At 68.5% G+C, this 24,892-nt stretch carries 20 protein-coding genes and 4 pseudogenes; 13 read left to right on the forward strand and 11 right to left on the reverse strand.

The window, feature by feature from the left end:
- Positions 1-189 precede the first annotated feature (189 nt).
- Entirely contained in the window at positions 190-1,152 is a 963-nt protein-coding gene (locus tag AB0N06_RS23325; protein ID WP_366136619.1) for an electron transfer flavoprotein subunit alpha/FixB family protein, read from the forward strand.
- Here AB0N06_RS23325 and AB0N06_RS23330 read toward each other — a convergent pair.
- Both AB0N06_RS23330 and AB0N06_RS23335 read right to left on the reverse strand, forming a co-directional pair.
- Entirely contained in the window at positions 1,080-1,337 is a 258-nt protein-coding gene (locus AB0N06_RS23330) for a hypothetical protein (RefSeq protein ID WP_366136620.1), read from the reverse strand. The two genes, AB0N06_RS23325 and AB0N06_RS23330, sit on opposite strands and share 73 nt — an antisense overlap.
- 250 nt (positions 1,338-1,587) lie before the next feature.
- Positions 1,588-2,007, reverse strand: a complete 420-nt coding sequence (locus AB0N06_RS23335) for a hypothetical protein (protein WP_366136621.1) — start codon at positions 2,005-2,007, stop codon at positions 1,588-1,590.
- A 238-nt stretch (positions 2,008-2,245) separates the two neighbouring features.
- Between AB0N06_RS23335 and AB0N06_RS23340 the strand changes: the two genes are divergently transcribed.
- The 3 genes from AB0N06_RS23340 to AB0N06_RS23350 all read left to right on the forward strand — a co-directional run bounded on the left by AB0N06_RS23340 (position 2,246) and on the right by AB0N06_RS23350 (position 4,619).
- Positions 2,246-2,572, forward strand: a complete 327-nt coding sequence (locus AB0N06_RS23340) for a plasmid stabilization protein (protein ID WP_366136622.1) — start codon at positions 2,246-2,248, stop codon at positions 2,570-2,572.
- A 35-nt stretch (positions 2,573-2,607) separates the two neighbouring features.
- Entirely contained in the window at positions 2,608-3,435 is an 828-nt protein-coding gene (locus AB0N06_RS23345) for a VOC family protein (RefSeq protein ID WP_366136623.1), read from the forward strand.
- Between the two features lie 422 nt (positions 3,436-3,857).
- On the forward strand, positions 3,858-4,619 hold the full coding sequence (locus tag AB0N06_RS23350; RefSeq protein ID WP_366136624.1) for a metallophosphoesterase family protein: 762 nt from the start codon (positions 3,858-3,860) through the stop codon (positions 4,617-4,619).
- 952 nt (positions 4,620-5,571) lie between these two features.
- Here AB0N06_RS23350 and AB0N06_RS23355 read toward each other — a convergent pair.
- The gene (locus AB0N06_RS23355) at positions 5,572-5,805 is read right to left on the reverse strand and encodes a hypothetical protein (protein ID WP_366136625.1); all 234 of its coding nucleotides are present in this window, start codon (positions 5,803-5,805) and stop codon (positions 5,572-5,574) included.
- A gap of 303 nt (positions 5,806-6,108) precedes the next feature.
- Entirely contained in the window at positions 6,109-8,181 is a 2,073-nt protein-coding gene (locus tag AB0N06_RS23360) for a SpoIIE family protein phosphatase (protein ID WP_366136626.1), read from the reverse strand.
- 465 nt (positions 8,182-8,646) lie between these two features.
- On the opposite strand from AB0N06_RS23360, the gene AB0N06_RS23365 reads away from it, so the two are divergent.
- On the forward strand, positions 8,647-10,116 hold the full coding sequence (locus tag AB0N06_RS23365; protein ID WP_366136627.1) for a cytosine permease: 1,470 nt from the start codon (positions 8,647-8,649) through the stop codon (positions 10,114-10,116).
- 201 nt (positions 10,117-10,317) lie between these two features.
- Here the strand turns inward: AB0N06_RS23365 and AB0N06_RS23370 are convergent, their stop codons facing one another.
- The 5 genes from AB0N06_RS23370 to AB0N06_RS23390 all read right to left on the reverse strand — a co-directional run bounded on the left by AB0N06_RS23370 (position 10,318) and on the right by AB0N06_RS23390 (position 12,619).
- Complete coding sequence (locus tag AB0N06_RS23370) at positions 10,318-10,443, reverse strand: hypothetical protein (protein WP_366136628.1); 126 nt, start codon at positions 10,441-10,443, stop codon at positions 10,318-10,320.
- A 14-nt stretch (positions 10,444-10,457) separates the two neighbouring features.
- On the reverse strand, positions 10,458-10,598 hold the full coding sequence (locus tag AB0N06_RS23375) for a hypothetical protein (RefSeq protein ID WP_366136670.1): 141 nt from the start codon (positions 10,596-10,598) through the stop codon (positions 10,458-10,460).
- Positions 10,599-10,817: 219 nt separating this feature from the next.
- Complete coding sequence (locus AB0N06_RS23380; protein ID WP_366136629.1) at positions 10,818-11,123, reverse strand: hypothetical protein; 306 nt, start codon at positions 11,121-11,123, stop codon at positions 10,818-10,820.
- Positions 11,108-11,629 (reverse strand): hypothetical protein, encoded by a 522-nt coding sequence (locus AB0N06_RS23385; protein ID WP_366136630.1) that lies wholly within the window; start codon positions 11,627-11,629, stop codon positions 11,108-11,110. The genes AB0N06_RS23380 and AB0N06_RS23385 overlap by 16 nt, the downstream gene beginning before the upstream one ends.
- Before the next feature lie 189 nt (positions 11,630-11,818).
- Positions 11,819-12,619, reverse strand: coding sequence for an alpha/beta fold hydrolase (locus AB0N06_RS23390; RefSeq protein WP_366136631.1), 801 nt, complete (start codon positions 12,617-12,619; stop codon positions 11,819-11,821).
- A gap of 312 nt (positions 12,620-12,931) precedes the next feature.
- On the opposite strand from AB0N06_RS23390, the pseudogene AB0N06_RS23395 reads away from it, so the two are divergent.
- Positions 12,932-13,459: pseudogene (locus AB0N06_RS23395) on the forward strand (oxidoreductase); the annotation flags it as partial.
- Positions 13,460-13,583: 124 nt separating this feature from the next.
- A complete protein-coding gene (locus AB0N06_RS23400; RefSeq protein WP_366136632.1) occupies positions 13,584-13,856 on the forward strand; it encodes a DUF6225 family protein in 273 nt (90 codons plus the stop codon).
- A gap of 628 nt (positions 13,857-14,484) precedes the next feature.
- On the opposite strand, the gene AB0N06_RS23405 is transcribed toward AB0N06_RS23400, so the two are convergent.
- Both AB0N06_RS23405 and AB0N06_RS23410 read right to left on the reverse strand, forming a co-directional pair.
- A complete protein-coding gene (locus AB0N06_RS23405) occupies positions 14,485-15,240 on the reverse strand; it encodes a dienelactone hydrolase family protein (RefSeq protein WP_366136633.1) in 756 nt (251 codons plus the stop codon).
- A gap of 444 nt (positions 15,241-15,684) precedes the next feature.
- Positions 15,685-15,912: pseudogene (locus AB0N06_RS23410) on the reverse strand (lipase); the annotation flags it as partial.
- 518 nt (positions 15,913-16,430) lie between these two features.
- On the opposite strand from AB0N06_RS23410, the gene AB0N06_RS23415 reads away from it, so the two are divergent.
- From AB0N06_RS23415 to AB0N06_RS23440, 6 genes and pseudogenes are all read left to right on the forward strand, one after another.
- Complete coding sequence (locus tag AB0N06_RS23415) at positions 16,431-17,267, forward strand: alpha/beta hydrolase (protein WP_366136634.1); 837 nt, start codon at positions 16,431-16,433, stop codon at positions 17,265-17,267.
- 10 nt (positions 17,268-17,277) lie between these two features.
- Positions 17,278-17,580: pseudogene (locus AB0N06_RS23420) on the forward strand (TetR/AcrR family transcriptional regulator); the annotation flags it as partial.
- Between the two features lie 984 nt (positions 17,581-18,564).
- A complete protein-coding gene (locus tag AB0N06_RS23425; protein WP_366136635.1) occupies positions 18,565-20,934 on the forward strand; it encodes a SpoIIE family protein phosphatase in 2,370 nt (789 codons plus the stop codon).
- Positions 20,935-21,353: 419 nt separating this feature from the next.
- Positions 21,354-21,918: pseudogene (locus AB0N06_RS23430) on the forward strand (isochorismatase family protein).
- An 835-nt stretch (positions 21,919-22,753) separates the two neighbouring features.
- Positions 22,754-23,227 carry a carboxymuconolactone decarboxylase family protein gene (locus AB0N06_RS23435; protein ID WP_366136636.1) on the forward strand — a complete coding sequence of 158 codons (474 nt, stop codon included), beginning with the start codon at positions 22,754-22,756 and terminating at the stop codon, positions 23,225-23,227.
- 156 nt (positions 23,228-23,383) lie between these two features.
- Positions 23,384-24,307 (forward strand): RNA polymerase sigma-70 factor, encoded by a 924-nt coding sequence (locus AB0N06_RS23440; RefSeq protein WP_366136637.1) that lies wholly within the window; start codon positions 23,384-23,386, stop codon positions 24,305-24,307.
- Positions 24,308-24,892: the final 585 nt, after the last annotated feature.

A 24,892-nucleotide genomic window follows, 5' to 3' on the forward strand; every position in this document is an offset into this window, starting at 1 on the left:
GTATCGGGGCGACCCTCCGCCTTGCGATCGCACGCACCAGACGCCGCCCGGCCCGCCCTACGGGCGGACGACGCTCCTTTCGAAACACGCCCTAGGCGCTGCCTTGCGGGCCGTTTCCTCTGGCCCGCCGGCGTGTTCGGTTCCGCACATCCATCGTTGAACTCTCGTTTCGCAGGAGATTGAAGTCCCATGGCTGAAGTTCTCGTCTATGTCGACCACGTGGACGGTGCCGTCCGCAAGCCCACCCTGGAGCTGTTGACGCTGGCGCGCCGGATCGGTGACCCGGTCGCGGTCGCGCTGGGCAGTGGTGCGGCCGGCACCGCGGCGGTGCTGGCCGAGCACGGTGCGGTGAGGGTCCTGACCGCTGAGGCGCCGGAGTTCGGCGAGTACCTGGTCGTGCCGAAGGTCGACGCGCTGCAGGGTGCGTTCGAGGCGGTGTCCCCGGTGGCGGTGCTGGTCCCGTCCTCCGCGGAGGGCAAGGAGATCGCGGCCCGGCTCGCGGTCCGGATCGGGTCCGGGATCATCACGGACGCCGTCGATCTGGAGGCCGGTGAGCTGGGTCCGGTGGCCACCCAGTCCGCGTTCGCCGCGTCGTTCACGACCAGGTCCCGTGTCTCGCGGGGCACTCCGGTCATCACGGTCAAGCCGAACTCGGCGCCGGTCGAGTCGGCCCCGGCCGCCGGTGCGGTCGAGACCCTGCCGGTCACGTTCTCCGCGCAGGCCACCGGCACGAAGGTGCTGTCCCGCACCCCGCGCGAGTCGACCGGGCGCCCGGAGCTGACCGAGGCCGCGATCGTGGTCTCCGGCGGCCGTGGTGTCAACGGTGCGGAGAACTTCCACATCATCGAGGCGCTCGCCGACTCCCTCGGCGCGGCCGTGGGTGCCTCGCGTGCCGCGGTCGATGCCGGCTGGTACCCGCACTCCAGCCAGGTCGGCCAGACCGGCAAGTCCGTCTCCCCGCAGCTCTACATCGCCTCCGGGATCTCCGGCGCGATCCAGCACCGGGCCGGCATGCAGACCTCCAAGACCATCGTCGCGATCAACAAGGACGCCGAGGCCCCGATCTTCGACCTCGTCGACTACGGCATCGTCGGCGACCTCTTCCAGGTCGTCCCCCAGCTCACCGAAGAAGTCACCTCCCGCAAGGGCTGATCCCCGTACAGCGCGCTGTGCGGTGGTTCCGCACGGCGCGCCTGCCTGTGCGAGTCGATGCCCGGGTGGTGTTGCTCCAGGCCGCGCCAGAACAGGTCGGCCAGCGCGCGGGCCATGTCCTCCAGGGTGGTGCAGTCGACGTCCACCGCCCGCTCGGTGAGGTAGTCCACCAGCAGGTCGATCACACTTGTGGGTGAAGCGCAGAAATCCTGGCGCCGTCCGGGTCCATCGGCCGGTCCCTGGACCACGCGCTGAGCAGGCCCCCGGGACCCTGCGGCTGAGCACAACTCTTGGCGGAGCCGCTGACGCACGCGGTTCCATGCCTCGAAACTCAGTCCCGCCCACCTCGTGCGACCTCAAACCGCATGGTGGCCCCACAACTCACCCCTCACCCATGGCCGCCCTTTCCACCCTGTGCGGCATGAGCCCAGGTCTTCAGGCGGGTCCGTTGTCGTCGGGGTCCGGTTCGGGCCGGAGAACGGTTCCTCGCCGCTCGCCAGGACCCGTGGCGCCGGGCTTCGGCGCGTCGTCCCGAACGGCGTGGCCGTCGGAGATCTCGCCGGGCCGGGTCACGGCGGGCCCGGTGCCCTGGATCTCGGTCCAGCTCGGGGAGTGCAGCCCGGACGACAGCTGGGTGTGGGTGACCTCGGCGGGCCAGCGGGTCCCGGAGTCGAGGATCAAGGTGACGGCGTCCCGCACCAGCAGCCCTTCGCCGCCGGGCGCAGTCAGCCGCGCCGTCCAGGACCGCTCGGTGCCTTGCGCACCGCGTCCCTGGACGACGATGATCTCCGCCCACACACGGACCAGAGTCCCGTCCCTGCGTTCAACAGTTGCCAGACCCTCGTAGGGGTTCATACCCCCAGTCTGCGCCGGCTCCGGGCTGTCGCGCAGCGAGGGGACCCCGCCGGCAGCACCTCACCGTCCATGCCGCTCGCAGGGCACCTTTCCCTCGGGGCCAAGCAGGGGAAGCCCGACGCTGCCCCGGGTGGCGCACGAAGCGTTGTGGGCGTATGCGTGGAGTGCATGCGGTGGTGCGCGGGGCGCCCCCCAAGCTGCCGCGCGCAAGGTCGGACAGCAGAAAAGGTGCGGTGTGATGCCAGCCGGGTCCAGTCGTGAGCGGGAGCGACAGTACGCGCACATCAAGGAGAGTGCCGAGAAGCGCGCTGTCTCCGAGGAGCGTGCGAAGGAAATCGCCGCGCGCACCGTCAACAAGGAGCGGGCCCGCTCGGGAGAGGCGAAGACGGCGAGCAGAACATCCCTGCGCGATCCAAAATCCGCCCCACAGCGTGGAGGCGAACGATCCCATCGCAGACCGCAGGGGCCCACCAAGGACCAGCTCTACGAAGAGGCGAAGAAGAAGCACGTCGAGGGCCGCTCGGCGATGAACAAACAGGAGCTGCGCGAGGCACTCGGCCGCTGACAGCCCTTCGTGCGGGGGCGAGGAGACGAATCCTGATGACGCCTACACGCCACGTCACTCCGGTGTGCGGAACACCGTGCTGGGTCAACCGCATGACCCGCAACCTGCGCGCCACACAGGACTTCTACTCGGCCGTTCTGGGATGGGAGTTCCGCCCGGGCAGCCTGGGAACGGGCTTCTCGGTCGCCTCCGTTCAGGGGCAACCGGTAGCCGGGCTGGCCGAGGTGGCGCCCGGTCTGCCGATGGCCGGGGTGTGGAGCCCGTACTTCGCCGTGGCGGACGCGGACGCCACCGCAGCGCGGGTCCGTGAGCGCGGAGGCACCATCGCCGTCGGCCCGGTGCGCTTCGGCCTGGGCCGGGGCGTGATGGCAGCCGACCGCGACGGGGCCGTGTTCGGCTTCTGGGAAGGCCGCGCCCTTCCCTGGTCGGCCGGTCGCGGCAACGCACCGGCCTTTCTCGAGCTGCGCACCCGCGACGCGTTCGACGCCGCCATCTTCTACGCCGAGATCTTCGACTGGGCCTCCGGCGAACCAGGCTGCTGCGAGGTCACCTACGCCTACGAGCAGGACACCGTCACCGTCCGCCACGGCAAAAACACTGTGGCCACCCTGCGCGGAGGCGGCGTCGGGGAATCTCCCGACCCCCGCGTGCAGCCACGTTGGCACGTGCACTTCCAGGTCGACGACGTGGAATCGGTCATCGCCGCCGCACGCGGGGCAGGTGGAACCGCAACCCCCGTGGCCCCCTCGCCCGGCGGCGGCACCGAATCCGTCATCAGCGACCCCAGCGGCGGCTTCTTCACCGTGTGGACCGAATCGGTACTCGCCGGGCCGGTGACCACAGCCGACCAGGAACCGGTGTGATCGATACCGGCAGACCGGCGAAGGCGCCGCCGCACAGCGGAGACGGAGATGCTCGCCGCGGCCGGTGATGAGGTCCTGCGGCCGCCGTCATCACAGGATCGGTGGTCCCGGTGTCCGGGGCCACCGAGGCGACGTGAGCGATCGCCTCGCTCCGGCCGGCCCGGCGCGGCGATCACTTGCCTGCGGTCCTGTCGGAAAGTGCAGCCGGTCACCGTGCCACCGACCCGTCCCATCCCCCGCCCTCGTCATCGCCCGGGCACTCGGCTACCTCGACAGGAAGACGACCCTCATCGTCACCGAGGCCGGAGCCCCCGGAAGGACTACGCCTCCGGTGACCATGCACGGCGAAGCGACCCCACCGCGGCCTTCGCGTCGGGCGAACGTTCTCACTTCCCGGCTGTCCTCACCTCACAGTGGTGACCATGCTGAACCGAGTAGCCGTCCTTTCCGACATTCACGGAGTCCTCCCCGCGCTCGAGGCCGTGCTGGCCGAGCCGGACGTGAGCGGCGCTGATCAGATCGTGCTCACCGGCGATATCACCGCAGGTCCGCAACCGGCGCAGGTCCTCGACCTGTTGACCAGCCTCGGCGACCGGGTCGTCTGGATCAGTGGCAACGCCGACCGCGAACTTCTGGAGTACCGCCGCGGGCAGCGCGACTCGATCCCTGATCCGATCGCGCCCTGGGCTGCCGAACAGCTGCGCGAGGACCACCTCGACCTCCTCGGTCGACTGCCGCGATCACTCTCCCTGCCCGTGCACGGCCTGGGCAAGGTGCTGTTCTGCCACGCCACCCCTCGGGACGACGAAGAGGTCGTCCTCGTCGACTCACGCCTCGATCGTTGGAAGGACGTGTTCGGTGGGCTCGACGCCGACATCCGCACCGTGGTCTGCGGCCAGACCCACATGCCATTCGTCCGCGTCGCCCACGGCCGACTGGTGATCAACCCGGGCAGCGTGGGCATGCCCTACGGACGGAGCGGAGCCCACTGGGCCATCCTGGGCCCTGGCATCGACCTGCGCGTCACCGACTTCGACATCGAGGCCGCCGTCACCCGGGTCAGCCAGGACTCCTCGTACCCCGAAATCGCGGAGTGGGCCGACTACTTCCTGCACGCGCGTGCAACCGACGCAGACGCTCTCGAAGCCTTCGGCCCCCGGGACGGACGCAAGCACGCAAGGTGACGGCCTCCTCTGTCTCCGACAGCAGACGGCACAACACCGACCACACCACCAACGAGACCTGCCCGTCTGCATCCCCTTCAGCGCACCGACCTGACCTGCTGCTCGGCGCCGGCACGTCGGCAGAGGCGCACTCTCCCATCCGGCTCAACGTGGCGTCCCGATCTGTCGCGTTCTCCCGATCTGTCGCGTTCTATGGTCAAAACTGACTGCCGGAGCGGGGCGTGATGAGCCACCCGGTACGACAACGGCCTCTGGCACCAGGCCTCGTCGGCGGAACACGTCGCCGCGAGTGCTGAGGCAGGCCGACGCGGACGCCGGCCACTTGGGCCCGTGGGCAACGTGGTTGGCCACGGGCGCCGTGACACAGTGGTGGGTGGACAACTACGGGCGGTCGGCATCCGGACCCGGCTTGTTGCCCGATCCCGCGCCGTTCGTCGCGCTGCGGAGACCCTGCGACGGGCAGGCCGAGGTGGCGCCGGCCCACAGGAGCCTGTTCAAGCGCCGACGCCAGGACGAACTCCAGCCGCAGGTTCTCAGGTCACGCAACGCCGATGATCCATCTACGTGTCTGGGCCCAGCAGCTGTCGTGACCCCGTGCGGCTCGACATCGCCGCGTCGGGCACATCGTGGCACACCGGGAACAGCAGCTGGGGATCGGCACCTCACCTGCGGGAGCACCGAAAGTCGGGGCGCTCACCAGCCATGAAGATGGCCCGCCGAGTACGGGAGCAAGGCCTGTCGGCACACGACATCGGCTTCGCGACGCCACACCCCGTCTGCGGCACGCCCGGGCCGTGGACGAAAGCGGTCCAGGGCTGTTCACCGGTTGTGCGCGTAGCACGAGGGCCGGGCCGTAGGAACCATTGGCGCGATCCTGTTCGGCCAGTTGCTCGACGACAGTCGATAACCGATCACCGGGGCGACCTGCTACAGGCAGGAATCCGGCGTTCGCTCAAGCGTGGTCAACCAGTTGCGCGTGGCCTTTCTGGCGCGCGCAGTGGGCACAGCAGAAGAACTGGCCGTTCGCCTGGAGACCATGCCCCAAGATCCGACATTGACAGTTTTCGCAGGACGGAGCGATCCGTTGGGCTGCGCACTCAAGGCTGTCGAAGATGTGAAGAACCCCGTCCGTACGCACCTCGAATGCCTTCTCGTAGTCATTGCTACAGACTTCACATACCGCCATGGTCGATTACTCCTCGCGCTGTGTCGGGCGTCTCTCTGGACGTTACGAGGCTGTGCTCAGCCTCATCCCAACGCAAGGCGACCAGCGGCATGGGCCTGCGTGATCACCCACCTGGACGCGGTCCCCGTCACGACAGCGCAGCACCGTCTCGTGCCACCTCGGGAAGGGCCTGTGCTCGCGGGAGAGCGCAGTGGCGGTCACGGCCCGAGCGCACTCGTGATCGTTCGAGCTGACCTCGCCCGCCCTCCCCCTGTGCGACGATGGCGCTCCGCGGAACTCCCGCCAACCCCCTTGCCGGTCGGTCTAAGCCCGAGGGCGCGCGATCAGCAGAGCCACGTCATCGTGGTGCTCCGGATCCCGCAGTGCGCCGAGAAGCCGGTCGCATGTCTCTTCCAAGGGGTACTGGGGGCCTTCCAGCAGCTGGAGAAGTCTGTTCAGGCGCTCGTCGATGGGACGTTCGCGGGTTTCGACCAGTCCGTCGGTGTAGAGGACGAGCAGATCTCCGTTCCGCAATCCGACGGTGCCGGCTTCAAAGGGAACGCCGCCGACGCCGAGGGGGACGCCGGTGGGCAGGTCGAGCAGTTCCGGGCGATGGCCTGTGCGTACGAGGACGGGAGGCATGTGTCCCGCTGTGGCGATGTGGCACTCCGCGCGGCGCGGGTCGTAGACGGCGTAGACGCAGGTGGCGATGTAGTGCTCCAGGCGTGCGGTGGTCTTGTCGAGCTGTCGGAGCACCTGTGCCGGGTCGAGGTCGAGGTCGGCCAGCGTGCACGTCGCGGTGCGCAGTCGGCCCATGGTCGCGGCGGCGTCTATCCCGCAGCCCATCACATCACCCACCACCAAGGCGGTCTTGTCGCCGTCCAGGGAGATGACGTCGAACCAATCCCCGCCGACCTCACTGGCAGCTCCCGCGGGTTCATAACGGGAGGCGACGTCCAGGCCCGCATGGTGCGGAGGGTGATCCGGGAGCAAGCTGCGTTGGAGGGTGACCGCAATGTTGCGTGCGCTCTGGAACCAACGCGCGTTGTCGATGCACACCGCGGCGCGGGCGGCAAGCTCACCGGCCAGGGTGGCGTCGTCCTCGTCGAAGGGCAGCGGGTTGCGAGCGCGTATGAAGTCCACGGCGCCCAGGACTTCGCCGCGGGCGATCAGTGGCACCGCGAGATACGAGTGGACGCCGGCCTGGGCCAGGAGGGCGGCGGCAGCCGGGTCGCGGGCGATGCGGGGAAGATCCTGATCGGTTGCGTGCGGCACCAGCACCGGCCGACCCGTGTGTACGCACTGCGTGACCAGGCGGTCAGCGCCGTACACGGCAAGGTCTCCGGGCCTGTCGGCGGCGCGGACGACCTCGGTGGGGTAGGCCGCTACAACGGCGAGGGCGCGGAAGAGTTCCGGGCCGGTCGCGGGCGCGGCCGAGCGGCGCAGGGCCAGGACGGAGTCGAGCACGTCGACCGCAACCACATCGGCGAGGTCCGGCACCGTGGCCTCGGCCAGCTCCCGGGCGGTCTGGTCCACCTCCAGGGTGGTGCCGACACGAGCGGAGGCGTTGGCGATGAGGGCAAGGCGCCGCCGAGCCCGTGCGGCCTCGGTGGCCGCACGGTGCCGCTCGGTGATGTCCACGACCGAGGCAGCCACCCCGAGCACCCGCCCGGCGCGGTCCTCCAGCCGGAAATATGAGGTGGACCACGCGTGCTCGGTCTCGGGTTCGGTGGGGGTGCGGCCGACGACGTACCGGTCCAGGACGGGGACACCCGTTGCCAGGACTTGGCGCATCACGGACTCGATGGCCTTGGTGTCCAGGAAGGGCAGAGCTTCATGGACGTTCCGGCCGATGTGGTCGGCGGCGGGCAGGCCGTTGATGCGGGCCAGGGCTGGGTTGACGGTCACGTACCGCAAGTCGGTGTCCATGACCTTGAGCCCGATCGGGGACTGCGAGACCAGCCGCTCGGAGAGCGCGAGCTCGGTTTCGAGCTGCTGGAGGGTGGTGTGGTCGGCCGCGATGCTCAAGGCATATACGTCGCCGAGGTGGCCCAGGAGCCGCATGTTGCGGAACTCGACCAGCCGAGTGGTGCCGTCCTTGGTCCGGATGGGGAAAGCACCGGCCCAGCTCCGGCCCGTGTCCATCACCTCGGCGAACAGCTTGATCACCAGATCAAGGTGCTCCTCGTGGACCATCAGGTGTGCCGCGTACTGGCCAAGAGCTTCCTGGGCGGTATAGCCGAACAGCTCCTCGGCCTGCGGGCTCCAGAAAGCGATCCGTCCGTCGGCGTCCAGCACCACCGCGGCGACAGTCAGCAGATCCAGCAGCCCACCCGGGCGTGAACACCCGGGGCGCAGTCGGCTGATGTCGGTCCGGAAGGATTCGATGCTGTTCATGCAAGGCACTCCCTCCGCCTGTCAACCGGCGCGGGGCCTCCTGCCGACCTTCGGTCGCGCCGGTCTCCTTGCTGCTCCGGATACCCCCATACTCCCCCGAGCCCCGTCGCCATCCCAGCGCAAGACGGTTGGCAGACCGGAGAGGACTCGTGTGACGGACAGCGGGCGGTACACGGCCTGCGGCTGCCCGTGACGGGTTATTCCTGGTCGTGCGGATCGAGCTGAATCGGGCACTCGTCGTCGGCGAGCTCCGTACATGTCTGCTGTGGCCCGGTGGGCCCGGCGCCGACATGTGCAAGTCCGTTTCCTCCATGAAACGACTGCACCGAGACCTTTGTCACTGCTCTGCGGACACGCCTCACGATCAACGTAGGATGGCCTGATTCGTGCGCTAAGCGCGAAGAGTTCCATAAATCTGGAATACGCCCTACTTATCTCCCGCTTCACACGCACGGAGCCACCCTCATGGACAACCTGTCCACCGCCGACACCGACGGCGCGATAGAGACACGCGGTATCGAACCTGTCCCGGACCATGAGCGCCGGGGCAGAGTCCGCGAACTCTTCCCGACCTGGGTCGCGGCGAACATCAGCGTCCTGCTTCTCACCATGGGTGCGGCCCTGGTGGTGTTCAACGAGTTGAATTTCTGGCAGGTCTTGATCGTCGCGGCGTGCGCCGCGGTCGCCTCGTTCGGCATGGTCGGCTTGCTGTCGGTCTCCGGAAAGTGGGGCGGGGCGCCGGGCGCGACGCTCTCGCGGGCCACCTTCGGTGTGCGCGGCAACCTGTTCCCCGGCGCAATCCTCTGGATCGCTCGGTTCGGTTGGGAGACGATCAACGCCGTCACCGGTGCCTACGCCGTGCTGACCATTCTTGACCTGCTCTTCGGCGTCAAGAGCAACACCGCGCTGATCATCATCACGCTCTTCGTCTTCGTTGCCGGTACGTTCCTGGTCTCCGGCATGGGCCGGAAGGCACTGAATGTCTGCAACACCTGGTCGACGTACCTCTTCGGTGTCTTCAGCATCCTGGTGCTGGGCTACCTGATCGCGACCATGCACTGGAGTGAGGTCTTCTCCAAGCCCGCGGGTACCACCGCGATGATGATCGCCGGCATCGGGACCATCGCCGCCGGTGGCATCAGCTGGGTCCCCACCGGCCCGGACTTCACGCGCTACCTGCCGCACGCCGCCTCTGGTAGGAAGATCGTCGGCGTGACGGTTTCGGGCGCCGCTCTGGTGATGGTGCCGATGGTGCTGATGGGTGCGGTGATGGCGGCGGCCTCGCCCGGTCTGGCGCGGGCCTCGGACCCGGTCGCGTTCCTCGGCGACCTGCTGCCGACCTGGCTGGCCGTGCCGTACCTGCTGACCGCGATCGTGGGCATGATGCTGATCAACAGCCTCTCGATGTACTCGGCCGGCTTCACCGCCCAGACCATGGGTGTCAAGCTGCCGCGTGCCATGGCCGTCAGCATCAACGCCGTGATCTCGCTGGTCGGCGGCCTCATGCTGATGCTGGTCGCCAAGAGCTTCCTGGGCTCCTTCATCACCTTCCTGACCCTGCTCGCCGTCTCCTTCTCGGCCTGGATCGGCGTCTACGCGGTGGACATGTTCCGGCGTCGGTCGCTTGCGGTGCGCTACGACGCCGCCGCGCTGATGGACACCAGCCGGAGCAGCCGGTATTGGTACGTGGGCGGCTTCTGCTGGCAAGCGATGGTGTCCTGGGGGGTCTCACTGCTGATCGGGCTCGCCTTTACCAAGTGCGACTGGTTCGCTGGCCCATTCTCCGACACTCCCATCGGCAAGTACGGGCTCGCCTGGGCGGCGACCATCGTGATCTCCGGCGTGATCATGGCCGTGCTCCCCGCGCCCCGGGAGAACACGTCCGCCGCCACCGAGGAGACCACCGCCCTCAAGGCCGAGCGGGTCACCGTCTGACGCGAACGCGCGGACACCTAGGTCCTGTCCGGCCGTCGGTTCACTTGAGCCGGCGGCCGGTCTTCTTCCCGGGGCAGTTGGCATGGCCAACAGCGCGTCACGGCTTCGCAGCACGATCAGACCGAAGCCCATCAGGGTGAGAGCCATGCCGGCGCAAACGGCGGCCACCATCGCGAGGGCGATGCCGACCTTCCTTGCCTGTCAGCGGCCCGAGACCCTGACGGCGGGTGGTGTGCCGAAGGGATGCGCGTGGGCCGTCGCGGCGCTGCCCAGCAGCGCGGGGACGGCGGGCAGCAAGAGCAACACCCCGGTCCGGAGTGATCGCACGGTGGTGCTTCCCCTCAGTCCCGGCGCGCGGTCAGGGCGTGGACCGTGCCGCCGTCGTCCGTGAGGACGAAGATCCGGTCACCGCTGACGGAGAGGGCCGACGCGACGCCCGCGCCGAGGTTGTACGCGGCGAGGCGGCCGGTGGCACGGTCCAGGACGAGAAGCCGCCCGTCCCACGTACACGAGCGCCTTGGTCACCAGCGGATACGTCGTCGGCGAACCGTCCCCGGCCGGATAGCCGGACGTTGTCTCCCACACCGGCTTCGAGGGGTCGGCCGCGCTCGTGTCGTGGGCGCGGACGGCACCGTCACACCCCACGACGTAGGCGATGTCCCGCCCGTGCGGCCGGGCTGGTGAGCGGGGCTCGCCCCGGCTCACAGGTGCTGCCGCCGCCGAGCTTGCACTCCCAGGTCACCGCGCCCGTCATCGGGTCGTGTCCGCGGACCCCGTATGCGGTGAAGGTGACCGGCTTCGCCGGGCCCTATGCGGGGTCGGTGAGCGGGCGACGAGTGGCTGTCGATGTCGCCCGCGGTGTCCTTCGCCCACAGTTGCCTGCAGCCCGTCAGGTCCATCGCGATGACCGTGCTGCTCGACGAGGAGTGCAGATAGGTGCTGTTGGAGCCGGGCTCGCGCATCGCGGTGCTGTGGGACTGGCCCCAGGAGATCAGGCGGCGGGGCATGCACCCTCGCCGATGGAGGCGGTGACGAAGTCGTAGCCCATCGCCTGCTTGCGCTTCATCGCGTAGACCTTGAGGCAGAAGGCAGTGTCCGTGCCGTCGGCTGTGACGGTGTAGTCGGCCTGTTCCGCACCACCGTTGAACACGGCGGAATCCGGCGGCTCCGAGGCGAGCGTGACAGTCACCGCGTCCTGGGAACTGTGGCCCTTCTCCGCGATACCGGCCTGCAGGATCTCCTCGTAGTTGATGGTCCCGGGCCCGAACTGCGCCTCGCTCGACAGCTCGGCGGTCGCCGCTGTCACGGCGGACCGCAGTTCGTCCCCGTCCCAGTTGTTGGAGCCGCTGAGAAGCCCCGGATGGTAGAGCAAGTACATCCCGCCGGTAGCGAAAAGCAGCGAGCCGATGATGAGGGCGCGACCGACGGGGTTGTGCGGGTTGTAGACGTATCGGTTGGTGCCCCATTTACTTCGAATGAATATGTGGTCTGCGTCGTCGCGGCTGTCGGTCATGGCGACATTCTCGACGCCGGTCGGCCCATGTGACCAACGGTTCAGGGATCGGCTGAGAAACCTCTCGGACATGATCGCGCCCCTCCGCGGAGCCGCTGGGCGATGCGTCCACAAGCGAGAGGTGCCGACCGGTCAAGACCTGTGGGCCGATGGCTGTTTACGGACGTCGAAGCGCACAGGGGGTGCTTCTCAGGCCGGTTTCCTGAGGAAATCGGAGAGCGCTGCGCGCACGGTTTCCGCCTGTTCCAGGTGCAGGTCATGGCCGGCACCAGGGATGCTCATGGCGAGGGTGGCGGGTCGCCGCCGGAGCATCTCGTCGGCCTCCTCCGGAGAGATGAAACCCGCTTGGCCCAGCAGGACGAGGGTGGGGCACGTGACCTGCCCCCACTCGTGCCAGAAGGAACGCCGAGCATTCTCCTCCATTGACCGGACCATCACGTTGCGGTCGAAGCGCCGCCACCAAGCGCCGTCGCGTTCCTCCAGTCCAGACGCCCAGCCTTCACCGACCGGTCCGCCGCCGAAGAAGGAGACCGCAGCTTCTCGTGAGGGGAACGGTGTCGGCCAGGAGTCGAGCCATGCACCGATGTCCGTGGGGACTTTCGGGTTCGGACCGCCCGGGCCCGCCTCGATGAGCACGAGGGCTCGGACCAGCTCGGGATGCGCTGCGGCGGTGAGCATGGCCGTGTGCCCGCCCATCGACTGGCCGACCAGAACAGGCTGCCGCAGGTCAAGCTGTTCGACAACAGCGACAGCGTCGGCAACGTAGGCCCTGCGGGAAACATCCTGGGGGTGGCGCTCGCTGGCGCCGTGCCCGCGCTGGTCAACCGCAACGACCCGGAACCGGGAGCTCAAGTCGTTTGCCAGCGAGTCCCATTCACCCACGTGCCCAGCCAGACCATGCAGCAACAGGAGGGCCTGTGCCGAGCCTCCCCAGTCCCGACAGACCAGTCGAACACCATCTCGCACTACCAGACGCTCAGACCACGCCACCCCAGCCCCCCAAAAGACCGACCGTCCTTGATCATGCCGCACGCATGGTGTGCACGTCCCGGGGGGTGCGAGCGGGGGCCACCGTCGTGCAGGAGCCGGCACCGTGACTTCGTCCCTGGCGTCCTGGCGCGCCTGGTGCCGGCAAAGGCGGCAGTAGCCCTGCGGGCAGCTGATCGGCGGCCGGATGTGCTGTGTGTGCGTCACGGCTCTCAGTTGACGGCTTCGGGTCTGCTGTCAGCGTAACCGCCTGGGTGCTCGCTGTTCGAGGTGTTTGGATGCCGGGATGGAGATATTGGTTCTGGGCGGAACGGCGTGGGTGGGTCGGGAGATCACAGCGGACGCTCCGGCTACTGGGTGGCCCGTGCCGCACGCGATCCGCAAGGGCCGATGCTGGTTCCGGATACACCGGCCGTGCCGACACAGACAGTCGACGTGCGGGACCTCACCGCCTGGCTGCTCGACGCCGCGGAGACGGGGAGGATCGGCACATACAACGCTGTCGGTCCAGTCGTTCCGTTCGGCGAGTGGGTCGAACTGTCCCGCGCTATCGGCGGGCACACCGGTCCGGTGGTCACCACCGACTCGGCCTGGCTGCTCACGAACGGCGTGGCCGAGTACATGGGGGCCGAGTCGCTGCCGATGTGGCTGGTCAAGCCGGGCTGGGAAGGGTGGTCGGCCCGGAACGGGTCCGCGGCGCGCGCTGCCGGGCTCCACCATCGGCCCCGGTCAGAGCTGCTGGCCGACACGCTGCTCTGGGAACGGGAGCAGGGTCTGAGCCGGGCAAGACGTGCCGGCCTCAGCGCCCAGCGCGAGCGCGAGTTGCTCGACGCTGCCGACTGACGGCATTGGTCTTTCCCGGCGGATGGTCTGTTCGTTGCCCCACCCTTGCACCGGATCAGCGCTTTAGCCCGGTAAGCAGCCGTGTCTCCCCCAGTTGGACAGCCCGCTCCGGCAACCTGTGCGCATGGCCGACACCTTCGAGCACACCCCTCAAATCTGGAACGCCGCACAGCTGCGCGACGCCCTCAAAGATCTGCCGGATGACGCACCCATCCACATCGGTGTGGCAAGCGACCCCGGCGACTTCGACGGGTACCGCGGCTTCGTCCTCGTAGACGCCCACCAGGTGGAGAACTGGTGGCCTGCCACCGCGACGACGCCAGAGCGCACCGAAACGGAGAAGGCTCTGACCCTGTTCGCCGACTGGGAGCCAGACAGATACGACCGTCTCGACTGATCACGCTCAGGTCCACCGGACTGTCAGAAACCGCTGCAGCATTCGCCGGACACGCCCACGTCGAAGGAGCAGCCCTGTGGACCTGAGCGTGAACCACAGAGGATTACCTCTGCGGTCGCCGAAGAGATCCGGCCCTCAGTAGCCGTACCTTGAGCGGCGTCTCGTTCTGCGCTGGCGGCTGGGCGCGTAGCCGCTCGCACGCAGGAGGTCGCAGGCGGAGCGATGGTGGACCTGCCGGCTTTCAGGCCGCGGCCAACTCCTGCTCGGCCGAGCCGCTGAAATGGGCTCGGCTTGCCGGGCGCCGCGCCTGCAGTCGAGCCTGCGGTGAATGGCGTGATGGGGTGGGGGTAGCGCCCCGGGAGCCTGGGGATCCACCGCTCGCCTTCACGGAGGTCTACCCGTCGGCTGCGACGGTGCGTGCAGTCCCCCGTGCCCCCAGGCGTCCATCCTGACGCCTCCAACACCTCGTGCACCTCTGATGACCAGCTGCTCGTCTTGGGCCCGGGCTCCTCAGCTGCGGGCGTAGCGATCTTCTCAGCCGGCCGGCGTCACTGAACTCGCCCGGCGCCCCAGTCGACGCTCCACGGGAGCGGGGCGGAGCCGGGGTCGGGGTCGGGGTCGGGGTCGGTCAGAGCGTACGGGTGAGGAGGTCCAGCAGTGCCGTCCAGTGGCGTTCGGCTGCATCTGGATTGTAGGCGGCGGTGTCGGCCTGGGTGTACCCGTGGTGCGCCCCTCGGTAGACCTCGCCCTGGTGGCGGACGCCTGCTGCCGTGAGTGCCTTCTCGAGACGGTCGATCTGCTCGGGGGGCATTGTCTGATCCTGATCGGCGTGCCCGAAGTACGCCTCGGCAGTGATGCGGTCGGCGAGCAGGTGCGGGCTGTCGGGGGTGTCGGGGGCCAGATGCCCGCCGTGGAAGCCGGCGATGGCGGCGACGCGGTCCGGGTAGGTGCCGGCGGTGCGCAGGGCCAGTCCTGCGCCCATGCAGTAGCCGGTGACGCCGACCGGGCCGTCGGTGGCGTGTGGGCAAGCGGCCAACCAGCGCAGGTAGGCGTCGGCGTCACGCATCGCCAGTTCCGGGGTGAGTGACCGCATGATGGGGGCGAGGCGCTGGAAGATATCGGGGCGCTGGACGGGGTCGATGAAGTCCGGAAGCTCGACCACCGGAGCGCGGCCATGACGGTAGAAGACGTTGGGAACCAGCACGGTGTACCCGGCCCCGGCAAGGCGGTCAGCCATCTTCTTCACGTGCGGGCGCAGGCCGAAGGCGTCCGTGTAGAGCAGGACAGCGGCATGGGGGCTGCCGTCGTCGGGATGGGCCAGGTAGGCGTCGGCCGCGCCATCCGGGGTGGGAATATTCACCGCTGTTCCGTGCACGGCAGTCATCGGTGCTTCTCTTCTCCCTGTCTCGAATTCGGTAGGGGCACTACTACGGGCGACCTGTGCTTGTTGTCGGGCACCACATGGACGCTGCTGCGGGCAGGGCTGCCTTCGTCCCCATGGCCTTGCCCGTTGAGGCGGATGCTTCTCGGCGCGCGACGGTCCGGCACTGTTGTGCGCGATGTCGGAAGGCATGCAGCAACGATGCGTCCCGTGATCGGAAGGAACCTCCTTGCCGTCCCGTGCAGGGATGACATTCCCTCGGCCGGGTCAACGATCCGTGCGTCGGGACGCTCATGGCTCCCGGCACACGGTGACGATCATTCGCCGACGGACTGATCGCCCGTGGCACAGAGCCGGACATCGCCGGGCGTGAGTTCGTCCCGCAGTCGCCGCATTCGCACGGGGTGCCGCCAGACCAGCAGCGGTGTGGTGGGTTGGCCGTCGCCGACGCAGGGCGCGTGCGGTGAACGGGCCGAGCAGGGCACTGCTGCCCAGCCTCAGGTTGACCAGCTCCATGCCACCGAGGGAGGCGGCACGTGCCGGCCAAAGGGTGGAGGGGCACGCGGCGTTGGACCCGTGGCTGAACGAACTGCCATGGCGCAGCCGCGCCTTGCGGCCCCGATCCGGCACCGGCTCGACGCGGGAATCGGCACGCAGGGCGACCAGTTCGGTGCTCCGGATCGGCCCAGCGGACGAAACGCAGATCGCTGAGCAGCTCGGCCAGACCCGTGTTCGTATCCCAATCCTGTTCCCCCCGGCCGGGGCCTGATAACGTCGCCGTACCCGTGACCGACCGAGGAGGTGAGACCCATTAACGCTGTATCAGGCTGGGTGCTCTCCTCCCCCGCGGCTGTGCGGTTCATCTGACATAGGTGGCCCTGGGAGCGCCCGTAGGCATCCCGAAAGGCCACAAACCTATGCACTTCACCTCGGAGACGACCTCGAGCGGCGTCTCGGAACGTCCGTTCACCCATGACGGCACACAATGCCTCGCTGACGGCGCGTGGGCCGACGCCAACTCGGGCCGCCACACGGGCAATCCCAGGTTCGAGCTGGAGAGCTCACAGCGCTTCTTCGCATGTCATCTCGTCCGAGACCTCGACGCCCCGCAGGCACACAGCTGACCCGCGTGGATCAAGCCGACGTTCCGCTTCGGCACCTCTCTCCGAAACACCACTGAAAGGATCTTTGCCATGCCTGCCTTCTCCGCGTATGACGGCACCAAGCTTGCCTACCACGTCTTCGGCGACGGAAATCCCGTGGTCTGCCTGCCCGGAGGTCCGACGGACTCCGCATACCTCGGCGATCTCGGTGGCCTTTCCGCGCACCGGCAGCTGATCAGGCTGGACCTCCGGGGAACCGGCTGGTCAGAGATGCCGGAGGACGCCACCTCCTGCCGCTGCGACCGACTCGTCGACGACCTGGAAGCCCTGCGCGAGCACCTCGGCCTGGACCGGATGGACCTGCTCGCACATTGCGCCGGCGCGAATCTGGCAGCGCTGTATGTGGGCCGCCATCCGGAACGCGTCAGCAAGCTGGCGCTGATCACACCGAGCGTCCGGGCCGTCGACTTCACGATCACAGGAGACCTCCGGCGCGAGACTGCGCAGCTCCGCCGGGACGAGCCGTGGTTCCCGGCAGCGTTCGCGGCCTTGGAGGCGATAGGGGCGGGCAAGGCCACCAGCGACGATTGGAAGGCCATCGCGCCATTTTCCTATGGCCGTTGGGACGAGGTGGCTCAGGCTCATCAGGCCGCTGGGGATGAACAGATGAACATGGAGATCGTGGCTGCCTTCGGTGCCGAGGGCGCTTTCGACCCGGACGCCACCCGTGCCGCGCTCGCCCGGTTCGCTTCGCCGGTGCTCCTACTCGCCGGAGAGGTCGATCTGGGTGCCCCTCCTCGCACGATGGCCGAGTTCGCCGACCTGTTTCCGAACGCCGAGCTCGTCGTTCAGGCCGGGGCCGGACACTTTCCGTGGCTCGACGACGCCGACCGGTTCGTGGCGACCACCGAGGCGTTCCTGGGGTAGGCGGACAACCCTGTTCGAGTCGGTCGCCGTGGCAATCATCGGCCTCGTCACTTCACGGGATGACCTCCGTGCCCGGCTGCGCCAGGCCACGCCGACCGGCGTGCCGGTCCTGACGGAAGCTACGGCCGTGATCGCCTCCTACCTCACCATCGAGCGTGAGCGGGGCCGCATCGCGGCCGATGCCGACGTCTCCATACTGGCGCCCACGCTGATCGGGGCCGGGCACCTGCTCTTCGCCGACCGGGAAAGCACCCCGCCGGAGGCTGGAGCCGTTCACAGGACCGTGGCCACGGTCATCGCCGGCGCCGTGCAAGGACCGCTGCCACCAGAGGCCCAGCAGCAAGGGGGGCGACCACGACGTGGCCGTCATCGCCGATGTCGACGAGGCTCCATAGGCCCAGCCCGGCGGCCGGTCCCACCGTCTGTTGCCTGCGCCTCGGTGTCGGTGTCGGTGTCGGACGGTCCTGCACGATGGCGCCGGGCACGGCATGACTGGGTCCCCCGTCGAAGCGATGACCATGCCGCTGCTCTCGAAACGGACGGTCGGTCGAGCCGGTGTGCTGATTTCACGCCTGGGGCGGCTGGGATCCTGCTCACCCGAGCTGGGGCATGTTTCGAAAGTAGGGTCGTCCGGCCGTAGGGCGGGCCGGGCGGCCTCTGGTGCGTGCGATCGCAAGGCGGAGGGTCGCCCCGATACTGTGCGTATCAGGGCGAGCCCGACAACGCAGCGAGCGTGCGTGCCAGACGCCGCCCGGCAGACGGGACTTTCGAAACACGCCCTGGTGCCCCTCCCGGCACCAGGTCCTGTCCTGTCGATCCTTCGTGGATCAGCCCGGGGCGTCCGGTGCGGCGCGTCGCAAGACGGAGGATCGTCCTCGTACTGGACGTACGTGGGCGACTGAAGACAACGCGGCGAGGTGCCGTGCCAGGCGTTCCGGGCCCACGAAGATCGGCAGGGCGGGACCTGGGACCGGGTGGTGGGCGAGGCGGGGCGGGTGGAAGCCCGACGCTTGCGGCGAAGGGCGCTCGACCCGCCGTCCTGCCTGGCGCCCCGGAGTGGGCGCGGCACCGCCGGATCGGCTCGCGTGCTGATCAGCGCGATACCGGCAGTCGCTCGCCTGCCCGAAAACCGCTACGGATGGTCACCGTCGTCGACTCCCCGGTTCCCCCAAAGTCCGATTCTCTGCGTCCGGCACGTGCGGCCCCGTCCAACGCGATCTGGCAGCAGGACCGAGAGATCCTTGAATCAGCAGTGGACTCGAAGGCGGGTGGATCAGCCATGGACACACCGACGAGCATGCCTCGTGACTCCCTCACCTCCGCCGCGGCTCTTGCCGTGGCAGCTCCGGACGGGACGCTGACCAGCTGGAGCACCGGTGCGGAACAGTTGCTCGGGTACTCCGCCGGTGAGGCCGTCGGCCAGCTCGCGGCGGCGCTGCTTGCATCACCCCTCCCCATCAGCGTTCGTGAGCGTTTGGGTCGGCAGGAGGACTGGACCGGGCGGGTGGTACTCCGCCACCAGGACGGCAGCGCGGTGGAGTGCCGGTTGCGGGCGCGTCCGCTGCCCATGGGCGACGGGCGAGCCAGTTGGCTGATGGAGGCCGTCCCGGTGGAGGAGGAGGACCGCGCCACGGACCCTCTGCTCTGCTGGTCGTTCGACCAGTCGCCGTTCGCCCTGGCGATCTACGACTCCGAGGGCCGGTTCCTGCGGGTCAACAAGCCCATGAGCAAGCAGCTCGCTGCCTCGGAGCGGGATCTTCGCGGCCTCCGGATCACCGAGCACATGCCCGATCCCGCCTTCCGGGCCCCCGAGCAGTCCGTCGATCGCGTATTGCAGACCGGTGAGCCCGAGCACATCGAGATGAACGTCAAGGTGCCGGGAGAGCCCCAAGCGCATGCCTGGATCGTCGACTTCACCCCGCTGAAGGACTCCCTCGGGCTGGTGCACGGCGTGCAGTTGGCCGCCCTCGACTTCTCCGAGCAGTACGCGGCCCGCGAACGCCTGGCGCTGCTCGATGAGGCCAGCAGACGTATCGGCAGCAGCCTGGACGTGACCCGCACCGCCCAGGAACTGGCCGACGTGGCCGTGCCCGCCCTCGCGGATTTCGTCCTGGTCGATCTCCTCGACGCCGTGCTGCACGGCGACGAGCCTCCGCCGGTTCCCATCCACGGACCCTTGCTGCTGCGGCGCGCGGCCGTCTGCCCCCACGAGAAAGCTGCCATCGCAGTCGGCGGGTTGTCCCACTACCCGGAGATTTCGCCGATTGCTCGCTGCCTGGCCACCGGTCGCGGCACCGTGCACCAGATCGACGACCCCGACATCACCCACTGGCTTGCCCAAGCCCCGGACCGGACCGCCTGGGTGAGTCGGCACGGCGCGCACTCGTTGATGGCGGTGCCGCTGCGCGGCCGCGGCACCAACCTCGGCGTCGTGCTCTTCATCCGTCTGGATCCGTCCGCCGCGCCGTACAAGCAGGACGACCTGCAGATCGCCGAGGAACTTGTCGCGCGCGCCGCGGTCTGCCTCGACAACGCCCGCCGCTACACGCGCGAACACACCACGACTCTGGCCCTCCAGCACAGCCTTCTGCCGCAGGGGATTCCCGATCAGACCGCTGTCGACGTAGCCAGCCGCTATTTGCCCGCAGACTCGAAGATCGGTGTCGGCGGTGACTGGTTCGACGTGATCCCGCTCTCCGGCGCCCGCGTGGCCCTCGTTGTCGGCGATGTGGTCGGTCACGGGATGCATGCCTCCGCCGCCATGGGGCGCCTTCGCACTGCCGTACGCGCCCTTGCCGACGTCGATCTGGCCCCGGACGAACTGCTTGCGCATCTGGACGATCTGGTCGTCCGGCTCGGATCCGGGCCCGAGTCCGCAGCTGAGGCGCCCTTCGGGGAACTCGGAGCCACCTGCCTGTACGCGGTCTACGACCCCATCTCCCGCAAGTGCTCGCTCGCCAGCGCCGGCCACCTCTGGCCCGTTCTGGTGACCCCTGACGGCAAGGTGGACGTTCTCGAACTGCCCACCGGCCCGCCGCTCGGCCTGGGCGGGCTGCCATTCGAATCCGTTGAACGTGAACTGCCCGAAGGCAGCCTCCTGTCCCTCTATACCGACGGCCTTGTCCTGGCGCGCCATCGCGATGTCGACGCCGGCCTGCACGCTCTGCGCGCAGCCCTCGCCGACGCGGATCCGTCGTTGGAGACCACCTGCGACCACGTGCTCGATGCTCTGCTCGCCGAGCGGCCCGCCGATGATGTCGCGTTGCTCATCGCCCGTACCCGCGCCCTGGACAGCGGGCACGTCGCCGTCTGGGATCTTCCCGCCGAGCCGGCCTTTGTGGCCGAAGCCCGCTCTCAGGCGACCGCCCAACTCCACGCCTGGGGGCTGGACGACCTGGCCTACGTCACCGAACTCGTGGTCAGCGAGCTGGTGACCAACGCGATCCGCTACGCTGCCGCGCCCATTCAGCTGCGACTGATCAAGGAAAGGACACTGATCTGCGAGGTCGCCGACGCCAGCAGCACCGCACCGCATCTGCGCCGTGCCCGCATCTTCGACGAGGGCGGACGAGGCCTCATGCTGGTCGCCCAGCTCACCGAGCGCTGGGGAATGCGGCATACCAGCACAGGCAAGACCATCTGGGCCGAGCAGCCCCTTCCCGTGTAACGACCTCGCCCACGATTGGCAGTGGGAGAAGGAGCGGCGTCTGGGGCCTTCGAATCCAAGGCGGAGGAGGGAGTCGACGCGGAGCGTCGGCGACTGACGACAACGCCGGAGGCGGAGGTCCCAGACGCCGCGACGCCGCTGACAATCGTGGGCGAGGTCGTAAGCGCTCGGGACCAGTGAGCGGGCGCGCCGATCGGTCCGGAGACAGAGGCGTCGCGCACCAACTGCCGCAGAGAGAACGGCCTGCCTGGAGCGGACGCGGTGGAGCCTGGCCCACACTCGCCCTGAGGAATCCGTACCTCGAGACCGGGGATCACTGATCCTTGGCCGTTTGCCACTGAAGTCTGACGACGCACCGCTGCAAGCCCGAATTGGCGTAGCATCGTCGGGACCGCGATCCCCATGTGCCAGAAGGCGCCGTGAGCACGCTCGTCAACCGGCCGAACACCGCCCTGCTCGTCATAGATGTGCAGAACGGTGTCGTGGGGGAGGCATACTCGCCGGACAGCGTCGTTGCCAACATCGGCACCCTGGTCGACAAGGCGCGCGCTGCTGGCATCGGCGTTGTCTGGGTCCAGCACAACAGTGACGAACTGCCCCGGGACAGCAAGAACTGGCAGTACGTACCCGAACTCGTGCGGCGCGATTCCGAGCCCCTGGTCCAGAAGGAGTACGCCGACTCCTTCGAAGAAACCGACCTGGAGTCGGTGCTCGCCGCGCGCGACATCAGCCGTCTCTTCGTCGTCGGCGCGCAGACCGACGAGTGCATCCGCTCGACGCTCCACGGCGCGATCACCCGCGGCTACGACGCCACGCTGGTCGGCGACGCCCACACCACGGAGAACTTGTCGCAGTACGGAGCGCCGACGCCCGAAGGTCATCGCCCACACGAACCTGTACTGGAAGTACCACACGGCTCCCGGCCGGACCGCGGGCACGGTCAATACCGCGGACGTCGACTTCGCTGCGAACTCCAGCACCTGAGACGAGGCACGACCGACGCGCTCGATCACACCGATGACCCAACGGTCCGCGTCATCACGGGGAACCCGGAAGTACGCCTTCTCGCTCGACGCCGAGTGAGCCCATGGAAGCACCCCCGTCGGGTCGGTGACCTCGGGCTTGTCAATGCCGGTGAACTCGGACTGATCGGCAGCCGAAGGCGGAGTAGCCGTATGTGGCCTTCGTGTCGCCGCTCTTGTCGATGAGTGTCTCGACGTCCGTGTGGCTGTTGTAGCCGTAGAAAGCGTCTTCCGACGTGCCGTCAGAGACGCACCTACGGCCGTGCCACCTGCCAGAGCGCACTGCCTGCCCCCGGGAGCAGCACCGTCGCGCCCCTGTCAGCGCAGGGAGAATGATGAAGCTCGCCGCTCCGATGCGGCCTGCCGCGCATGTGACCCTCCGACCGCCATCGCCCTGAGCTGTGTCGCCCTGACCGGCGGCCAGGCCTCGCGCCGACCGCGTCCGGGCACACCGGCGTTGTTCACACCGATGCAGTCCCCGACACCGGGCAGGGCCAGTGCGCCCTCGCCGCCCGCTCCACCGAGCCGTTCCGGATACTCGGCGTCACCTGGATCCGACCCGGCGGCCGTGCTCCACGGCTCGGTCCAGGTCCGCACCCGCGACAGCGGGATCGGCGGGGTGCCTGCTGGGGCAGGGTCTTGTCGAGGTGTCGGCAGATGGCGGGCGGGTGACGCCGAATTTGCCGGCTGACGCACACCGACGGCCGGGAGACGCAGGTCACATTCGGCTATGTCACAGGGGGAAGGGCTACCCCGTCTCAGGGTTGTAACCACTGACGACCACAGAGGAGCACACCATGGACGCGCGACTGAACTACATCGCCAGCCCGACCGCCGGCAAGACCCTCAAGTACTTCATGTCGGCGGGCAAAGCGCTCAAGGACTCGCCGCTGCCGGCCGCGACGCAGGAGCTGGTGGCGCTTCGCGTAAGTCAGATCAACGGTTGCGCCGTCTGCATCGACATGCACACCAAAGAGGCCGCCGCTGCCGGCGAGACCTCGGTGCGGCTGAACCTGGTGGCGGCGTGGCGGGAGGCCACGGTCTTCACCGAGGCCGAGCGTGCTGCGCTGGAGCTCGCGGAGGAGGGGACCCGGGTCGCGGATGCGGCCGGTGGGGTCAGCGACGCGGTGTGGGCGTACGCCGCCAAGCACTACGACGAGGAGCAGCTCACCGCCCTGGTGGTCCTGGTCTCCTTTATGAACACCGTGAACCGGCTGAACATCATCACCCAGCAGCCGGCAGGCAATTACGAGCCCGGGCAGTTCCACTGACCGGCATCAGTAACTGGCTCGGGGTCCGGCTGCGGGCTCCGGGCCCCGGGCTCAGTGGCCTTACCCTGGCCTGCTGGTGGTTCCGGTGATCACCAGAAGGTGCCTGTGCCGGCGAGTACGGCCAGATGGAAAGGCTTCAAGGAGAGGGGAGTCGGCGTGAGCAAGGTCGAGGAGTTCGAGGAGCTGCGGCCGCTGCTGTTTTCCATCGCCTATCGGATTCTGGGCAGTGTGGGTGAGGCCGAGGATGCGGTGCAGGAGACGTGGTTGCGCTTTGACGGCTCGGCGACCCGGCCCACGTCGACCAAGGCCTTTCTGTCGGCCGCGGTGACGCGGGTCTCGATCGATGTGCTGCGCTCCGCGCGGGTGCGGCGGGAGGAGTACGTGGGCCCGTGGTTTCCCGAGCCGCTGCTCGCCGACCCTTATCAGGATCCGGCGCGGTCGGTGGAGCTGGCCGACTCGGTATCGATGGCGGCGCTGCTGCTGCTGGAGCGGCTCAGCCCGCTGGAGCGGGCGGTGTTCGTGCTGCGGGAGGTGTTCGGCTTCGGGTTCGACGAAGTCGCCGCGGCGGTGGGGCGGTCGGAGACGGCGTGCCGGCAGCTGGTGGTGCGGGCACGGCGGCACATGGAGGCCGGTCGGCCGCGGTTCGAAGCGGTCCGCGCAGAGCGGGAGGAACTGGCGTCGCGGTTCTTCGAGGCCCTGCGCGAAGGCGACGTCGCCGGCCTGCAGGAACTGCTCGCCGCCGACGTATCGATGGTCGGCGACGGCGGCGGCAAGGCCCCGCAGCTGGCCAGGGCCGTCATCGGCGCCGAGAACGTGGCCCGGCTGCTTGCCTCCGTCTTCCCGTGGATGGCCCGGATCGACGTGACGTTCGAGCCGCACGAGATCAACTGCCAGCCGGGCGCGATCTTCCGCGACCGGGAGGACAAGGTGCTCCACACCCTGACCCTCGATGTACTCGACGGGCAGATCCAGACGATCCGCGCGGTGATCAACCCCGACAAGCTCGGGCACGTGGGCCCAGTAGCGGACGCCTGGGCAATCGACCGCGAGGTAAGACAGGTACGCCGGCCCACGGAATAACCGCAACAGCCGACCGCACCTCGGGCCGGCCGCCACTTGTCCACCTGTCCGTTCGTCGCCCCCGCCGCGCCCCCCGTTGAGGGGAGGAACTGTCAGGACCTGTGGATCCGCGTTCCACGCAACCTGCGTCCTTACGCATGCGGGCTGGGTGGAGGACAGGCGCCGTGACGATCGTGCGAGGAATGCCCGGCAGGGAGTCTGGCGCGATCAGCACCTGGCTGCGCTCGCGTCGACTCGTCAAGACACTTCGCGCTCCAGTCGTCTGAGCGCAATGATCTGACTGCCCGCGAAACCAGCGACATCTATCGCGACCGCCACAAGAGTGAGCAGGACAAGCACACTTGCTGCAGCCACAGACACCGCAGCAAGCACACATGCCGCAAGTACATTCGCTACAAGTACGAGCCGTAGGCTCCCCGCCGAAGGACGGAGACTGAGCCACCACACGACGCCGGCCCACAGCACGACAGCCCCACCGATGCCGACTACGACGTGTGCCGGCAGCCTGACCGCAGTCGCGGTCGAGGGCGCAGTAGAAGCGATCACCAGCCCGACGAACAGACAGTGGAACGCATCAGCACGGAG

It is taken from the genome of Streptomyces sp. NPDC051020 (assembly GCF_040683105.1).
GTDB lineage: Bacteria > Actinomycetota > Actinomycetes > Streptomycetales > Streptomycetaceae > Streptomyces.

Excerpts from the sequence above, each read along its gene's own strand:
- AB0N06_RS23415 (WP_366136634.1), top strand. The coding sequence starts at position 16,431 with ATGCCTGCCTTCTCCGCGTATGACGGCACCAAGCTTGCCTACCACGTC.
- AB0N06_RS23325 (WP_366136619.1), top strand. The coding sequence starts at position 190 with ATGGCTGAAGTTCTCGTCTATGTCGACCACGTGGACGGTGCCGTCCGC.
- AB0N06_RS23435 (WP_366136636.1), top strand. The coding sequence starts at position 22,754 with ATGGACGCGCGACTGAACTACATCGCCAGCCCGACCGCCGGCAAGACC.
- AB0N06_RS23385 (WP_366136630.1), bottom strand. The coding sequence starts at position 11,629 with ATGACCGACAGCCGCGACGACGCAGACCACATATTCATTCGAAGTAAA.
- AB0N06_RS23340 (WP_366136622.1), top strand. The coding sequence starts at position 2,246 with ATGCCAGCCGGGTCCAGTCGTGAGCGGGAGCGACAGTACGCGCACATC.
- AB0N06_RS23380 (WP_366136629.1), bottom strand. The coding sequence starts at position 11,123 with ATGCCCCGCCGCCTGATCTCCTGGGGCCAGTCCCACAGCACCGCGATG.
- AB0N06_RS23355 (WP_366136625.1), bottom strand. The coding sequence starts at position 5,805 with ATGGCGGTATGTGAAGTCTGTAGCAATGACTACGAGAAGGCATTCGAG.
- AB0N06_RS23405 (WP_366136633.1), bottom strand. The coding sequence starts at position 15,240 with ATGACTGCCGTGCACGGAACAGCGGTGAATATTCCCACCCCGGATGGC.
- AB0N06_RS23400 (WP_366136632.1), top strand. The coding sequence starts at position 13,584 with ATGGCCGACACCTTCGAGCACACCCCTCAAATCTGGAACGCCGCACAG.
- AB0N06_RS23360 (WP_366136626.1), bottom strand. The coding sequence starts at position 8,181 with ATGAACAGCATCGAATCCTTCCGGACCGACATCAGCCGACTGCGCCCC.
- AB0N06_RS23365 (WP_366136627.1), top strand. The coding sequence starts at position 8,647 with ATGGACAACCTGTCCACCGCCGACACCGACGGCGCGATAGAGACACGC.
- AB0N06_RS23350 (WP_366136624.1), top strand. The coding sequence starts at position 3,858 with ATGCTGAACCGAGTAGCCGTCCTTTCCGACATTCACGGAGTCCTCCCC.
- AB0N06_RS23335 (WP_366136621.1), bottom strand. The coding sequence starts at position 2,007 with ATGAACCCCTACGAGGGTCTGGCAACTGTTGAACGCAGGGACGGGACT.
- AB0N06_RS23345 (WP_366136623.1), top strand. The coding sequence starts at position 2,608 with ATGACGCCTACACGCCACGTCACTCCGGTGTGCGGAACACCGTGCTGG.
- AB0N06_RS23425 (WP_366136635.1), top strand. The coding sequence starts at position 18,565 with ATGCCTCGTGACTCCCTCACCTCCGCCGCGGCTCTTGCCGTGGCAGCT.